We start from the raw sequence: 15831 nt of genomic DNA on the forward strand, positions 1-15831 counted from the left end.
AATAATATATGACGTTTATGTGTAAACTATAAATGGCGATCCAAAATCAACGAATTGGAGGCGACTGTTTATGGCAAAGGTAATGTCTGAAAAAATGAAATATCAGTTGGCGAACGATTTAGGTTTTGGTGACAAAGTTGCAGATGGAGATTGGTCTGATGTTACAAGCGGCGAAGTCGGTTCTATGGTTCGGGAAGCGATCAAACGCGGTGAAGATAAAATGACAAAAAATGATCAAGGCAATGCATACTAGTATACGTGCCTACTAAAAATCGATAAAAACGGCTTCGGGGTATTTACTATCCCGAAGTCGTTTTTATTTTTAACATTTTTGGCACAGTATGTAGATTCGATAATAAGATTGCCGATTCGACAGGAAATAGTATAAAATATGTATATGATAAAGTTTGTAGTAAGGGGATTTAATTTATGATTCAAACAGAGCATTGTAAGCTGACTCTGCAAGCACTAAAGGGAAAACTTTTAGCAGCGTATGAGTATTTAATGGAAGAGCAGGATCAACAAAATGCTGATAAAATCAAGCAGCTAGCAAGTAAACTGATACATAAAGAATTTGCGATTGCTTTTTGTGGTCATTTTTCTGCAGGAAAATCAAGAATGATCAATCGTTTAATTGGAGAAAATCTACTACCTTCAAGTCCGATTCCGACAAGTGCAAATCTTGTAAAAGTCAAATCGGGGGAATCTTATGCGAAAGTGTTTTTTAAGAATGGAAAACCCCGATTATATCCAGCGCCTTATGATTATGAAATGGTAAAGAGGTATTGTAAGGACGGCGATCAAATTCAAGAAATTGAGCTGAGTCATGCAAATTCCAAACTGCCGGATCAGGTCGTAGTCTTGGATACGCCTGGTATTGATTCAGCGGATGATGCACATCGTATTGCTACGGAATCAGCGATTCATCTTGCCGATTTAATTTTTTACGTAATGGATTATAATCATGTTCAATCAGAGCTGAATTTTATGTTTACAAAAGAATTGACAGAGGCAGGCAAAGAAGTTTATCTCGTCATTAATCAGATCGATAAGCATTCTAATCAAGAACTTTCATTTGACACGTTTAAGACGAGTGTGGTACAAGCATTCTCTTCATGGGGCGTTAAACCAGCGGAAGTTTTTTATACTTCATTAAAAATAGAAGATCATGAAGAAAATCAATTTTTAAAGTTGCAGTCTTTTTTATTGGAACGTTTGCAAGAAAAAGATACGTTATTACTGGAATCGGTTTTTTATTCTCTGCAAAAAATTTTAAAAGATCACCTGGAAATAAGAAAAAAAACCGAAGAAGAAAAACTGATACCTGTCAAAGTTATTTTAAGTGAGCTATCTGAACAAGAACAGGCTGATTTAATCCATACTTATGGAGAGTTGCATGAGCAAGATCGGCAATTACATGACGTGTATGAGAATGCGAAAAGAAATTTTGAAATAGAAGTCAATAAAATTATGGAAAATGCATATCTAATGCCTTTTGAAACAAGAGCACTTGCACAGGCGTATTTGGAATCGTGTCAGCCGAATTTTAAAGTTGGACTGCTGTTTACGAAACAAAAAACGTTAGCTGCAAAGCAAGAAAGATTGACCGTGTTTTATCAGGCGATACTCAAAAAGACAAAATCACAGTTGGAATGGCATCTCCGAGAGTTTTTATTGCGGTTTTTAAGAGAAAGACGTATCGAAGATAAAATCCTGCTTGAGAAAGTGCAGAACTTTTCAATTCAGTTTTCTGAGCAATTATTAGTTGAAGCCTTAAAAGCAGAAGCGCATATGTCTGGTGAATACGTTTTGAACTACACGGCTGATGTAGCGAATGGTATTAAGCGAATTGCCAAACAAATCATTACTGCGCTCAAAACTGAAATGTTGCATCTTTTAGAAAAGAAAAATACAAAAATGCAAGAAAGTTCAGCGAAAAAGATAGAAGCGATGGATCGGTATATTACAGCAGTAAAAAAAGTAGAAGCGCATAAAGCGGCGATCGAAACAGAAGAAAAAAGACTTGCCATATTGCTGCAGGAGAACAATATGCCGGGTAAGGATCGATTCGATCTCTTTGTATTGAAGGAAACGGAATATGAAGTAATTCGTGAAGCGCATAGTTACCATACAAAGGCAGAAGAAAATGTAAAGGTGATTGACAAACCTTTACATTTACAAGAAAAGAAGACTGCGTTGTCTGCCGAATCTGGGGATCAAATGAAACGTATGGCTCAAAAACTAAAACAGGCGTCTCAACTGGTACATGATTTACCAGGTTTCCATAAGCTTGCAGCTGAATTGGCAGAAAAAGCGGAGCGATTAGATCAGCAAGGGTTTACTGTTGCGTTATTTGGTGCGTTTAGTGCGGGAAAATCTTCTTTCGCAAATGCGTTAATTGGAGAAAGCGTGTTGCCGGTTTCACCGAATCCGATGACGGCGGCAATTAATAAAATTAAACCAGTCGATGCGATACATCAACATGGAGAGGTCATTGTTAAACTTAAAGCGGCATCTATTATGCTTGCAGATGTGAATCATGCGTTAAAGGCTTTTGATGTTCAGGCCCCAAATTTGACAGCGGCAAAGCAGCAAATAGAAAAACTTCATGAAAATTTGCAGGACTTAAATGCGGGGGAAAAGAGAAATTATGCTTTCTTACAGGCGTTTATCCGTGGCTATCATGTTTTTGTAAATCAATTAGGCTCGGTAATTCAGACAACGGTTGATGTATTTGGTGAATATGTTGCGATGGAAGAAAAATCTTGTTTTGTTGAGTCGATTGATCTTTATTATGATTGTGCGTTAACTCGTAAGGGGATTACATTAGTTGACACCCCGGGCGCTGATTCAATCAATGCCCGTCATACAGGCGTAGCGTTTGATTTTATTAAAAATTCGGATGCAATTTTGTTTGTGACGTATTATAATCATGCATTTTCAAAAGCGGATCGAGAATTTGTTATTCAACTTGGAAGAGTAAAAGAATCCTTTCAGTTAGATAAAATGTTTTTTATGATCAACGCCATCGATTTAGCGGAGCATGAGGAAGAAAAAGAAACGGTTATTGCATATGTGCGTGGACAGTTAATTGAGTATGGTGTGCGAAATCCACATTTATACCCGATATCGAGTTTAGCAGCATTGCAGGAAAAATTGAAAAAAGAGACAGGTGCTAATTCAGGCATGTCTGTTTTTGAGGAAGCTTTTTATCATTTTATTACCAATGATTTAGCAAATCTTGCGTCCAAATCATCGGAAAAAGAATTGCAGCGCGTTTGTCAATTGGTAGAAAAACTCATAGAACATACACAGGAAGATGTTGCAGTTAAACAGAAAAAACGGATGCATATTGAAGCTGAAAAAGCCAGCATTCATGCAATTTTTACGCAGCAGAGTACACAGGATTTAAATCGACGTTTACAGCAAGAAAGTGAAGAATTGATTTATTATATCAAGCAACGTGTCTTTTTAAGGTTTAATGACTTTTTTAAAGAAGCATTCAATCCGGCAGTATTGCGTGATGATGGTCGCGATATGAAAAAAGTTCTGCAGTATGCACTTGATGAATTGATTGCTCAAATTGGATTTGATTTTGCGCAAGAAATGAGAGCGACGACGGTAAGACTGGATCGGTTTGCTGAGAAAATTTCAGTACAGTATCAAACTACACTTAGTGATACACTTCGAGAGATCAATGAAGACCTGTCTTTCTCATTGTTTGAATTACAAAATCATGAAAAAATAGAATTTGAAGCAGCGTTTAAGGAGCTTCCAAGTGGGATGTTTACAAAAGCGTTGTCTTTCTTTAAAAATTCAAAAGCATTCTTTGAAAAAAATCAAAGCAAAGGGATGCGTGATGAACTATATAATGTGCTTAGCGTAGCTGCAGATACGTATTTGCAGCATGAACAGGAACGAATACAGAGATTGTATGAAAAGAATATGGAAAATGCATTTAATAATATCATTTTGCATATGACAGCACAGACCGATGACTTTTATCTAAGTTTGTTCTCTGCTTTAGATGGTGGCATTTCTGCTGAACAATTAATCGAAGTCCGGCAAAATTTAAAAAACATAAGTTGAAAAGACTTGAAAAAACCGTAAAAATGGTATTAATTTGAATTTTTATAGGTATATAGTTCGAATAATGTTAAATTTTGCAGGATAATTAAAATAAATAGCGTATTTGTTATCTTATAACATATTTCTATTTGAAGTAGGTTAGATATTTTTAAGGATAAAAATATAAGGTTAAGGGGCTAACGGTTTTATCTTGATAATATTAGGATTAAATGCCTATGTTATTTATCTCGATCTTTATAGACAATAGTAAATATAGAATGATAAAATTTAGTTAGTTTTTCAAGCAGAGGAGGACATTTATTTTGGAAAAATCAACAGCAATTGGTGCGGTTTTAGGTGTAATTTCAATCTTTGTAGGAATGGTTCTTAAAGGTGCTCCATTGTCGGCATTAAATAATCCAGCGGCATTCTTGATTATTATTGGTGGTACAATTTCATGCCTGACCACTGCTCACACTATGGAGCAGGTAAAAATGATACCGACATTATTTAAGAAGGCATTTAAGGCACCTGATACGAGACCAAAAGCGGAATTGTTAAAATTATTTGTTGAATTGTCACAAATTGCGAGACGTGAAGGGATTTTGGCACTTGAAAATAAAGTTTCGGAAATTCAAGATCCATTTTTTAAAAGTGGTTTGAATATGGTAATTGATGGGATGGATCCGGAATTTGTTAGCGATGTACTTGATGCCGAGTTAGAAGTAATGGAACAACGCCATAGAGAAGGTGCAGCAATCTTTATTCAAGGTGGTACATATGCACCGACGTTGGGTGTTTTAGGTGCGGTGGTCGGTTTGGTTGCTGCGCTTGGGAATTTGAATGATATTGATAAACTTGGTCATTCTATTGCAGCCGCATTTATTGCAACATTACTGGGGATTTACACTGGTTATGTTGTATGGCTTCCTTTTGCGAATAAATTAAAAATGTTGTCAGCTGTGGAAATTGCTGAAAAGCGTATGATTATTGAAGGCGTATTATCGTTGCAAGCAGGTGATTCACCAACTGCGATCGAAGCTAAATTAATGGTATTTATTCCTCAAAGAGAACGTGATTTAATAAAAGCTGACAAAGAGAGGGCATAGGTTATGGCTAGGAAGAAAAGACATGCACCTCATGAAGAACATATTAGTGAAGCCTGGCTGGTTCCTTACGCTGATATTTTAACTTTACTTCTGGCATTATTTATTGTATTGTTTGCGGTGTCGCAAACGGATCAGAAAAAAGTAGACGAAATGGCGCAAGCATTCAGTGCTGCTTTTAACACTGGTGGTCCTTCTATGTTTGATAAGGCGGGTCCAAGTGCTGGACAAACAACAGATCTTTCCTCTACTTCGGCGCAAACCCAAGCTTATTTGGCCGAAAATGAGCAATTGAGTCAAGCAAAAGAAGTGCTTGATCAAATGATCAAGGAACAAAATCTTGGTGATGAATTAAGTACAGCGCTTACGGATGAAGGATTATCGATTAGAATTAAGGAGAAAGCATTGTTTCCGTCAGGAAGTGCAACTTTGCTCGCGCATTCTATGGAATTAGGGAAACCGATTGCAGCATTATTAGCAAGCGTGCCGCAAAAAGTTATTATTTCTGGGCATACTGATAATGTACCAATCGCGAATTCAACTTTTCCGTCGAATTGGGATTTAAGTGCGCAGCGTTCACTTAATTTTATGAAATTTATTCTAACACAAGGTAATTTAAATCCAGCACGTTTTAGTACTGTAGGGCACGGGGAATTTCGACCAATTGCTTCTAATGATACAGAAGAAGGTCGAGCGCAAAATAGACGTGTTGAAATCTTAATCTTGCGTAATTATCAGTCAAATAATATGAAATCAATTCAGTAAATTAAGAAGAGCTGTTGCAGATACATTGCAACAGCTCTAGTTTTTATAAAGTTTGTAGGAGGTTTTGTATGATTATCGGAACCGGTATTGATATCGTTGAGATCGATCGAATTGAAAAAGCTTTGCAAAATCCGCGGTTTATCGAAAGGGTTTTTACTACAAAAGAGATAATATATTGTAAGAGTAGAGGTGCGCAGGCAAGTGCATCGTATGCTGCACGTTTTGCGGGAAAAGAAGCGGTTCTTAAAGCTTTTGGGACAGGCTTGCGTGGAGGAAGTTTACTTGATATAGAGATTTTACCAAATGAAAAAGGCTGTCCTCAAGTTCGTTTATATCGTTATTTTTCAGATAAAGCAAAACAAATTGGTGTAACTCATATTTATATTTCATTGAGTCATGCACGTATGTATGCTACGGCGCAGGCTATTTTTTGGGGGGATATAGATTGAAAGTTGTAACTGCTAAGCAAATACGACAGATTGATCATCAGACGATTGAACAATATGGTATGCCGGAAATTGCATTGATGGAGAATGCGGGAAGTGAAGTTGCAAAAGCTGTTGTACGTATACTAAAAACTATTGACGGGAAAAAAATATGTATTTTTGCAGGAAAAGGGAATAATGGTGGTGACGGGTTTGTTGCTGCAAGACATTTGATCAACCAAAAAGCGAAGATAAAAGTTTTTATTATCGGTAATGCTACTGATATAAAAAATAGTGCAAAAATAAATTTAAATATTTTATTGTCTATGGGCGCAGATGTTTTGGAAGTAAAAGGTGAACGTGACTGGGACAAGGTAAAGATTGCACTTGCTTTTTCGGACTGTTTTATCGATGCTTTACTAGGCACCGGATTCGAAGGTACACTACGGCCTGAGATGATAAAAATGATTGACATGATGAATGGTATGGGCAAGACAATTATTGCAGTTGATATTCCCAGTGGTGTGGAAGCTGATAGCGGTATCGTGCATAATACTGCAGTACAAGCCGCCGCAACTGTAACGTTTGGTTTACCGAAAATTGGTCTGCTTCTTTATCCTGGTGCCGCGCATGCAGGTGAAATTTTGACCGTTGATATAGGAATTCCTAATGTTTTATTGTCAGATGGGAATATAAAGCAAAATATGATCAATACTAATATGGTAAAGAGCTTACTTGTCAAAAGGCATGACGATTGTCATAAAGGTACGTGTGGAAAAGTTTTACTTGTAGCAGGCTCAGTCGGGATGACTGGTGCGGCTGTGCTTGCGGCAAATGCTGCATTAAGGAGTGGGGCTGGTCTTGTGACTTTAGCAATCGCTAAATCATTACAACCGATAGTGGCAGCGAAATTAACGGAGGTTATGACGTATCCATTATCCGAAGAGCGTGCAGGCGTCATTGGCGCAGAGGCAGTACAAGAATTAATTGCGCTTGCACAAGGGTATGATGTGATTGCAATTGGACCGGGGCTAGGTCGAGATCCTGCGACGCTTGATATGGTATATCAGCTTGTTACTAAAATTGATAAGCAAGTAATTCTTGATGCAGATGCAATTCATGCGTTTGCTGGTACGGCAAAAGATTTGACAAAAGCAAAAATGACACCGATTTTAACGCCTCATCTCGGGGAATTTTCAAATTTAATTGGAATATCAATTGATGATATAAAATCGGATCTCATTGATATTGTAAGGCAGGCAGCCGAAGATTTTAAATCTATTCTTGTGGTAAAGAGTGCCCGAACTGTAGTTGCATATCCAGATGGTAATGTATATATTAATATTAGGGGTAATGCTGGTATGGCAACTGCAGGATCAGGAGATGTACTTACAGGTGTAATCAGCGGTTTGTTTGTGCAGGGATTACTGAGTTATAGTGCAGCTGTTGCAGGTGTATTCCTACACTCTTTTGCGGGAGATTTGGCGGCTCGGTCAGGAATGGTTGGATTGGTTGCAAATGATATTGTGCAAGCATTGCCAGCTGCTAGATGTGGTATTGATGCGTAAATGTGATAGATCTTTTTATATAAAAAAGTTGACTTTTTTATATAAAAAATCTATACTATTTATAGATTTATCGTGTGAAACTGCGGGGGTGTAGCTGTGGCTGAGTTAAAGCGCATTATGATTAGTATTCCAGATAGCTTATTGCAAGAAATTGACGGTATTGTTGCCATGGAAAAGTTGAGCCGTAGTCAATTTATGCGTAATGCAATGAGACTGTATATTGAAGATCGTAAGCGTAAGGCAATCATAGAAAATATGAGAAAAGGATATCAGGAGATGGCAGCAATCAATTTGACATTAGCGGAGGAAGGTCTATATGTTGACGTTGATGTTGTTGAAATGCCTAGCTTGCTGGTGGAGCGTGAATAGCCATGGTGGTGAAAAGAGGAGATATTTATTATGCGAATTTAAGCCCCGTTGTTGGTTCAGAGCAGGGGGGACTTAGACCAGTCTTGGTCATTCAAAATGATGTTGGTAATAAATATAGTCCAACGGTAATTGTAGCGGCAATTACCTCGCAAATTAGTAAAGGAAAATTGCCCACGCATGTTGAACTTACATCGAAGGATTGTCAACTTGAAAAAAATTCGGTTGTTTTATTAGAACAACTTCGAACAATTGATAAACGTCGATTAAAGGAAAAGGTAACGCAATTACCTGATGACTTTATGCTGAAAGTGGATGAGGCAATTCAAATCAGCATTGGTTTGGTTCAGTTTTAAAAATGGCGAGCAATGCTCGCTATTTTTATGCATAAAAATAAATAAAATAATGAGGAAATAGGGAGAAATATGAAGAAATTTATACAGTTTATACTTGTTATGATGATGATGTCTTTTGCCGTTTCCATGATAGGATGCGGGAATCGCGCTGATAAGAATGTCAATGCGGAAAATTCAACAAATACCGCTGCAAAGGCGAATACGCATCTCAAAATAAAGATGCTTGATATTGGACAAGGGGATGCAATTCTGATCAAAACGGGGGAGCAAGTGATTTTAATTGATACTGGTGACGTTGATATGCGTGATAAGTTGGTTGATTTATTAAAAAAAGAGGATATTCATCGTATTGATAAACTTATTATTTCACATCCGCATGCCGATCATTTAGGTGGCGCATATGCAGTATTAAAAAATTTTGAAGTGAAGCAGATTTATGATAATGGACAGCCTACGACGACTTCTACGTACCGTACATATATGAAATTGATCAATCAAAAGAAAATACCATATAAACAACTTTTAGATTCAGATAATCTCGATTTTGGAAATGGCGTTAGTTTTAAGGTTTTCAGTCCAACCGCAAGTGAAATTAAAACGGGTGGAGATTTAAATAATAATTCAATTGTTGGCAAGTTGACATATCAAAAATTTTCTATGCTCTTTACTGGAGACTGTGAAACGGAACGAGAGAAAGTGATTTTGAAAAAATATGGAAATCAGCTAAAAAGTACAATATTGAAAAGCCCACATCATGGCAGTAAAACTTCATCAAACCGTAACTATTTAAAAGCAATTGATCCAGAAGCTGTATTGATTTCCTGTGGTAAAAATAATGATTATAAACATCCGCATGATGTAACTTTGAATAAATATGAAGATTTAAAACTGAATATTTATCGTACGGATAAAGATGGCTCAGTTACAATTGATACAGATGGAATTTCTTATTCGATTGAAAAGGAGAATAGATAATGAAGGCAGTCATTGATCGATTTGAAGAAAATAAGGCGGTTTTACTTGTTGGGGAAGAGGAAATAAGCATTGTGTTTCCAAAAAAATATTTACCTCAAGATAGCAAAGAAGGGGATTATTTAAAACTAGAAATTTCCTATGATCGAGAATTGACCAAACAGGCGAATTTGGAAGCAGCGGCCTTACAAGCCTTGGTCATGAAGCAAAATAAATAAAGCTTCATATCTGGGCAGGCGTTATTGTCTTTTAAATCATAAGAGACAATAGGGTCTGTCTTTATTTAGTGTCAAAAATTTTGTTTGTTCAAACGGTATTTAGTGGTAAAATAAATTGTCGTTGAAAAATTTGAGGTATTTTATCAAATTAAATTATAAAATAGGGGCGGAGGCTTTGAAAAAAAGAATTTTTTTTGCGTGTTTATGTCTATGGATACTATTGACGCAAATTGTTTGTGCGGCGCCAAATAATCAAGTAAAATATAGAATAAGCAGTTTTAGCTATTTTGTGAACGAAAAGACGGATGTTCAACCAGGTGGATTAAGCTTAGAAATAGGTTTAAATAAACCTACAGATGCGTTTATAACGAAGATTGACGATACGAATCCTTCTGCATTAGTATTAGAGTTAAAGCAAGCACGATTAGGTAAAATCAAAAGTTTTGTTGCATTAAATCAATCTCTTGCTAAGAATATAAAGTTTGAGCAGGTGGATAAATCTACGGTTCGCATTACAATTCAACTCACAAAGGATGTGAATGCGACCAATTACAAAGTATATACTTTACCTAAGGATGCGCGGGCAAAAAAACCATTTCGTATTGTCCTAGATTTTCAGGATGGCTCTAAATTTTTTTCTTCCGCAGGAGTGAAAGGGAAAACGATCATTTTAGATCCGGGACATGGCGGTAGTGATCCGGGTGCAATTGGACCGAATCGTGTACGAGAGAAAGATGTAACGTTAAATGTAGCAATGAAGGTAAAGTATCTATTGCAAGATGCTGGTGCACGTGTTATTATGACGCGTAGTGATGATCGGGATGTGTATGGGCCAAATGCGAGTGATAAAGAAGAATTGCAGGCGCGTGTTAATGTTGCGCGAAAGAATACAGCCGATATTTTTGTCAGCATTCATGCAAATTCATTTATCAATCAAGCGGCGCATGGAACGTCGACTTATTATTACGAAAAGTCTACTTATGATAGCAGACTTGCGGAATCTTTACAAAATGGATTAGTCGAGTTTGGTGGCTTGTACGATCGAGGTATTCAAGAGGCGAATTTTTATGTAGTGAAACGAACCAATATGCCGGCTGCGCTTGTTGAGTTGGCTTTCATATCGAATCCAAAAGAGGAAAGATTGTTGAATTCAGCAGAGTTTCAACAAAAATTAGCCGAAGGTATTTGTAAAGGATTAAGTGATTTCTTTAGTCAAACAGCTAAGTAGAAAGGTGATAGTTATGTTAAAAGTTTCTAAGTATTTTATTATGATTTTGGCTATTATGTTTTTTGTAATAACTGCTGGATGCAGCAAAGAAAATGGTGGAAATGATGAAAAGGTAAATCCTGATAATCAGGTAGCCACGGAACAAGAAAAGAGCGCAAAAGACACAAAGAAAATACCAGCAGATAAAAATCATAATTTAAAAGTATATTATGCCAATGCCGATGGTACAAAACTTATCGTTGGAGCAAATGTAAAAGAAGTTGCTGGTGAAGATAAATATACGACCGTGATGAAGCAGTTAATTGCTGGCACAAGCGATAAAGAGGCTGTTTCTATCATTCCGAAAGGCACGAAGCTTAGGAGTGTAAAAATAGAAAATGGGCGAGCTTATGTTGATTTTTCGCATGAATTAATCAAAAATTTTAATGGTGGTTCTGCGGGCGAAATTATGTTGGTTGGTTCAATTGTAAATACTTTAACTGAATTTCCGGAAATAAAAACTGTACAAATTTTAGTTGATGGAAAAAAGATAGAAACCATTTCTGGGCATATGGATACAAGTGAGCCATTGAAACGTTTTTCAGATTTAATAAAAAAATAAGTATACATTACAAAAAAAGTCTGATAAGATAAAAAAGAATTGTATATGTTTTTATCCACTAGGGGGGCATTTTTGCTGAGAGGTTTTAAACCGACCCTTGGAACCTGTTGGTTAAGACCAGCGTAGGGAAGTGGCAAATTTGCTTTTTTTTAAAGCCATTTAGCTGCTGTGCTAAATGGCTTTATTTTTATTTATTGATTGGGGGAGAAGAAATGGAAATGACACAGATGCAAGCAGCACGAAAAGGAAAAATCACGGACGAAATGCAAATCGTCGCAAAGCAAGAAAACATGGATGTCAATATCATCCGAGATCGTATCGCAGAGGGAACCATCACAATTTGTGCAAATGTAAATCATACATCATTGATTCCGCGTGGTGTGGGAAAAGGATTATCTACAAAGGTAAATGCAAATATCGGTACTTCGAGCGCATATCCGGATATTGAGCCTGAACTATTAAAATTAGATGCAGCGATAAAAGCTGGTGCTGATTCTGTGATGGATCTAAGCACGGGGAATAATATTGATCTGTCAAGAAAAGCAATCATTGATAAGTCTACAGTTATGGTTGGTACAGTGCCAATTTATCAAGCAACAGTAGATGCAATCAAAAAACATGGTGCTGTTGTAGATATGACAGGAGATGATTTACTGCAGGTGATTGCAACGCAGGCAAAAGATGGCGCAGATTTTATGACAATTCATTGTGGTGTGACACGTGAAGTTATTAACCGCATGTGTAATCAAGGTCGTGTTATGGATGTTGTAAGCAGAGGCGGTTCGTTTATTACGGGATGGATGCTCCATAACCAGAAGGAAAATCCACTTTATGAAAGATATGACGATATCTTAGATATTTGTGCGCAATATGATGTTACGATTAGCTTAGGAGACGGATTGCGTCCGGGGTGTTTAGCAGATGCAACCGATCGTGCGCAATTACAAGAACTTATCATACTAGGCGAACTTGTAGATCGTGCTTGGGCGAGAGGGGTACAAGTTTTAGTTGAAGGGCCTGGACATGTACCTTTTGACCAGATTGCTGCGAATATGAAATTGCAAAAACAACTGTGTAAAGATGCGCCGTTCTATGTACTTGGGCCGTTGGTAACAGATGTAGCACCTGGATACGATCATATAACGTCTGCGATAGGTGGCACACTCGCAGCTGCAAACGGGGCGGATTTTTTATGTTATGTAACACCAGCAGAGCATTTGGCATTGCCGACAATTGAAGATGTGCATGAAGGTGTAATTGCATCTAGAATTGCAGCACATGCTGCAGATATCGTAAAAGGTGTACCAGGAGCGAAAGAATGGGATTTGAAAATGGCGAAGGCAAGAAAAGCGTTGGACTGGCAGAAGCAAATAGAACTTGCCATAGATCCTAAAAAAGCGCAAGCCAAACGCGGAGCAAGAAATGTAGAAGGTGCAGAAGCTTGCTCTATGTGCGGAGATTATTGCGCAATGAAAATTGTTGGTGAATATCTAGATAAACCAGTTGATTTATGCGATTAAATACAAATTTAGAAGTGATTCTATAAGATGAGATATAGACTTTGAGGTTCGGGTATTTTATTTGAAGGGGAATTACATATTTTATCTTATCAGCATGTTTGACTGAAATTTTCCATTTTTTTAAAGGAATGTGTAAACGAATGACGAATTCATCCTATAGATAAAAGTTAACTATTAACTATACAATCGATTAGGAGGGATAAAAATGAAAAAAATTAGTAAAATTTTAGTGCCAGTTGATGGTTCTGTTAATGGTTGTAAAGCTGTAGATTATGCGATTTTTTTAGCTGAAAAAAGCGAGGCGAAACTAGATTTTGTTTATGTTGCTAGTAGTATCAACAAGGATATTCCTAGTGATATTGTTTTTGATAAAATTTGGGGCAAGATACCTGCGCATATCATTGCAGAAAAACATATAGAAAATGGAAATATTCCTCGTGCTATCATAAAAGTAGCAGAACAATGTCAAAGTGATATGATCGTTATGGGCAGTCGAGGACTTGGAATTTTAAAAGGTGCGTTGATTGGCAGCGTCAGCCAAAAAGTCACTGAAGAATCAAAATGTCCTGTTATGGTCGTTAAATAAAATTTTATGGAAATAAAAAATAGGTTACTCACATTTTGAGTAACCTATTTTTATTAGGCGTTATAAGTAAAAAACAGAGGTATGTACCTCTGTTTTTCAATATTTGTTTAAGCAAAATAACGTTTTAATAAACCACTGAAACCACAACCATGACGTGCTTCATCTTTAGCCATTTCATGAACGCTGTCGTGGATGGCATCTAGATTTTGTTGTTTTGCAAGTATTGCTAATTCTTTTTTACCTGCACATGCTCCATGTTCGGCAGCAGCGCGTAGTTCAAGATTTTTCTTTGTACTAGGTGTAACTACTTCACCAAGCATTTCGGCAAATCTAGCAGCATGATCGGCTTCTTCAAAAGCGTAACGTTTAAAGGCTTCGGCGATTTCAGGATAACCTTCTCTGTCTGCTACACGACTCATTGCGATATACATACCGACTTCAGTACATTCACCAACAAAGTTCTGACGTAACCCTTCTACGATTTTAGGATCTATTCCATCAATGATGCCTACACGATGCTCATCGGCGTAAACAACATCACCTGTTTGTTCTTTAAATTTGGATGCTGGTGCTTTACAAATTGGGCAAGCTGCAGGAGCTTCTGTCCCTTCATGAACATATCCACAAATACTACAAATAAATTTTGACATTAAATCTACCTCCAAAAATGTTTTATAAAATACACTTTATTTTAATTGATGCAATCACGATTAGAAGCATGGCGCTTGTATTTGTGATTGACTATGGTTATATTATAACGAATGAGGCTTAAAAATTAAATCAATGAATTTCTTTAAAATCATTGATTTTAGTCAGATATAAAACGATTTGCTAGTTCATACAACATTTTACGAATAATTACTAAAAATATTTTATTATTAACAAATAATAATTATTAAAAATAAAGATGCATTGCATATAAGTATTACAGGGATTCATTTTTATGGTAAAATCATTTATATATAAATAGAGAATGAATGAAAAGACTACATAAAATCTGCTTCGTTATGAAGTTATGATTCATTTTCAAATGAAAAAGGTGAGTAAGTGGAATTAAAAGATGTTGGTGAATTTGGCTTTATTGATTTAATAAAAGAAGGGTGCATCGTGAATCAAGAGAATGTTGTAGTTGGAATCGGTGATGATGCAGCAGTAATCAAACCAACTCCTGGTAGATTGCAATTAATCAGTACGGATATGCTGATGGAAGGTGTACATTTCGATTTAGCGTTTATGTCACCGTTTCAGTTAGGATACAAATCAATTGCGGTAAATTTAAGTGATATTGCTGCCATGGGTGGAGTACCAAAGCAATTGGTTATATCAATTGCTTTGCCTAAAAAAATATCTATGGATGTTATTCTTGAAATTTATCGAGGGATGAAGGCACTTGCACATCGTTTTCATGTGAATATTATTGGCGGTGATACGATTGCTAGCTCTGGAGGCATTGTGATTAATGTAACCGTAATGGGAGAGGTTTGTGCTGAGAAACTACAAAAAAGAAGCGGAGCACAGCTTGGTGATTTGGTTGCTGTTACAGGATCATTGGGAAATTCAGCGGCGGGGCTTGCCTTATTGCAAGCAGGCGGCTTTACTGCATATGATTTTAGTGAACCATTGATTCAATCGCATTTAATGCCCTTGCCGCAAATTGATATGGCGAATCATATTGCGGAATATGCGCATAGTATGAATGATATTAGTGATGGACTTGCCAGTGAAGCAAGTGAAATTGCATCTGCAAGCCAAATTGGCCTGCGTTTATATGAAGAGAAAATTCCACTGACCCAAGAGCTGATACAAGCGAGTCGCATATTAGGAAAGTCAGCTTTAGAGTTTGCTTTATATGGTGGAGAAGATTATCAATTGATTTTTACGATTGCACCAGAGAAATATGCGCTTTTAAGCAAGTGTCAGATGATCAATTCGATTACGATCATTGGGGAAGTGACGAAGATGCATACAGGGGTAGAATTGGTTCAGCGAAATCAAGAGATTGCCCGACTAGAACCTAAAGGGTATAATCATTTTAGATAGAAGTAATAGGAG

16 protein-coding genes and 1 riboswitch are annotated in these 15831 nt (G+C 36.8%); of the genes, 15 read left to right on the forward strand and 1 reads right to left on the reverse strand.

Annotated features, from left to right (window positions below; translation table 11 throughout):
• The first annotated feature begins 70 nt into the window (after positions 1-70).
• The 14 genes from BN6559_RS17525 (at position 71) to BN6559_RS17590 (ending at position 13779) form a co-directional block, all read left to right on the forward strand.
• Positions 71-253 carry a small, acid-soluble spore protein, alpha/beta type gene (locus BN6559_RS17525; protein WP_110955934.1) on the forward strand — a complete coding sequence of 61 codons (183 nt, stop codon included), beginning with the start codon at positions 71-73 and terminating at the stop codon, positions 251-253.
• A gap of 176 nt (positions 254-429) precedes the next feature.
• Positions 430-4089, forward strand: coding sequence for a dynamin family protein (locus BN6559_RS17530; protein WP_110955935.1), 3660 nt, complete (start codon positions 430-432; stop codon positions 4087-4089).
• 302 nt (positions 4090-4391) lie between these two features.
• Entirely contained in the window at positions 4392-5177 is a 786-nt protein-coding gene (gene motA, locus BN6559_RS17535) for a flagellar motor stator protein MotA (protein ID WP_110955936.1), read from the forward strand.
• Between the two features lie 3 nt (positions 5178-5180).
• Positions 5181-5939: a flagellar motor protein MotB gene (locus BN6559_RS17540; RefSeq protein WP_110955937.1), complete on the forward strand. Its 759-nt coding sequence runs from the start codon at positions 5181-5183 to the stop codon at positions 5937-5939.
• Positions 5940-6007: 68 nt separating this feature from the next.
• Complete coding sequence (gene acpS, locus BN6559_RS17545; protein WP_110955938.1) at positions 6008-6388, forward strand: holo-ACP synthase; 381 nt, start codon at positions 6008-6010, stop codon at positions 6386-6388.
• Positions 6385-7932, forward strand: coding sequence for an NAD(P)H-hydrate dehydratase (locus BN6559_RS17550; protein ID WP_110955939.1), 1548 nt, complete (start codon positions 6385-6387; stop codon positions 7930-7932). The genes acpS and BN6559_RS17550 overlap by 4 nt, the downstream gene beginning before the upstream one ends.
• A 96-nt stretch (positions 7933-8028) precedes the next feature.
• Positions 8029-8301, forward strand: coding sequence for a CopG family ribbon-helix-helix protein (locus tag BN6559_RS17555; protein WP_199884120.1), 273 nt, complete (start codon positions 8029-8031; stop codon positions 8299-8301).
• Between the two features lie 2 nt (positions 8302-8303).
• Positions 8304-8654 carry a type II toxin-antitoxin system PemK/MazF family toxin gene (locus tag BN6559_RS17560; RefSeq protein WP_110955940.1) on the forward strand — a complete coding sequence of 117 codons (351 nt, stop codon included), beginning with the start codon at positions 8304-8306 and terminating at the stop codon, positions 8652-8654.
• Between the two features lie 69 nt (positions 8655-8723).
• The gene (locus BN6559_RS17565; protein WP_110955941.1) at positions 8724-9629 is read left to right on the forward strand and encodes a ComEC/Rec2 family competence protein; all 906 of its coding nucleotides are present in this window, start codon (positions 8724-8726) and stop codon (positions 9627-9629) included.
• Positions 9629-9844: a DUF3006 domain-containing protein gene (locus tag BN6559_RS17570; protein WP_199884121.1), complete on the forward strand. Its 216-nt coding sequence runs from the start codon at positions 9629-9631 to the stop codon at positions 9842-9844. The genes BN6559_RS17565 and BN6559_RS17570 overlap by 1 nt, the downstream gene beginning before the upstream one ends.
• Before the next feature lie 175 nt (positions 9845-10019).
• Positions 10020-11072 carry an N-acetylmuramoyl-L-alanine amidase gene (locus BN6559_RS17575; protein WP_199884122.1) on the forward strand — a complete coding sequence of 351 codons (1053 nt, stop codon included), beginning with the start codon at positions 10020-10022 and terminating at the stop codon, positions 11070-11072.
• A 13-nt stretch (positions 11073-11085) separates the two neighbouring features.
• A complete protein-coding gene (locus tag BN6559_RS17580) occupies positions 11086-11673 on the forward strand; it encodes a GerMN domain-containing protein (RefSeq protein WP_110955944.1) in 588 nt (195 codons plus the stop codon).
• Positions 11674-11723: 50 nt separating this feature from the next.
• Positions 11724-11819, forward strand: a riboswitch (TPP riboswitch).
• A 66-nt stretch (positions 11820-11885) separates the two neighbouring features.
• Positions 11886-13193 carry a phosphomethylpyrimidine synthase ThiC gene (gene thiC, locus BN6559_RS17585; RefSeq protein ID WP_110955945.1) on the forward strand — a complete coding sequence of 436 codons (1308 nt, stop codon included), beginning with the start codon at positions 11886-11888 and terminating at the stop codon, positions 13191-13193.
• A 205-nt stretch (positions 13194-13398) separates the two neighbouring features.
• Positions 13399-13779 carry a universal stress protein gene (locus tag BN6559_RS17590; RefSeq protein WP_110955946.1) on the forward strand — a complete coding sequence of 127 codons (381 nt, stop codon included), beginning with the start codon at positions 13399-13401 and terminating at the stop codon, positions 13777-13779.
• Positions 13780-13886: 107 nt separating this feature from the next.
• On the opposite strand, the gene BN6559_RS17595 is transcribed toward BN6559_RS17590, so the two are convergent.
• On the reverse strand, positions 13887-14429 hold the full coding sequence (locus BN6559_RS17595; RefSeq protein WP_110955947.1) for an NADH peroxidase: 543 nt from the start codon (positions 14427-14429) through the stop codon (positions 13887-13889).
• 397 nt (positions 14430-14826) lie between these two features.
• Between BN6559_RS17595 and thiL the strand changes: the two genes are divergently transcribed.
• Positions 14827-15819, forward strand: coding sequence for a thiamine-phosphate kinase (gene thiL / locus BN6559_RS17600; RefSeq protein WP_110955948.1), 993 nt, complete (start codon positions 14827-14829; stop codon positions 15817-15819).
• Positions 15820-15831 lie beyond the last annotated feature (12 nt).

It is taken from the genome of Massilibacillus massiliensis (assembly GCF_900086705.1).
Taxonomy (GTDB): Bacteria; Bacillota; Negativicutes; order FLKF01; family FLKF01; genus Massilibacillus; species Massilibacillus massiliensis.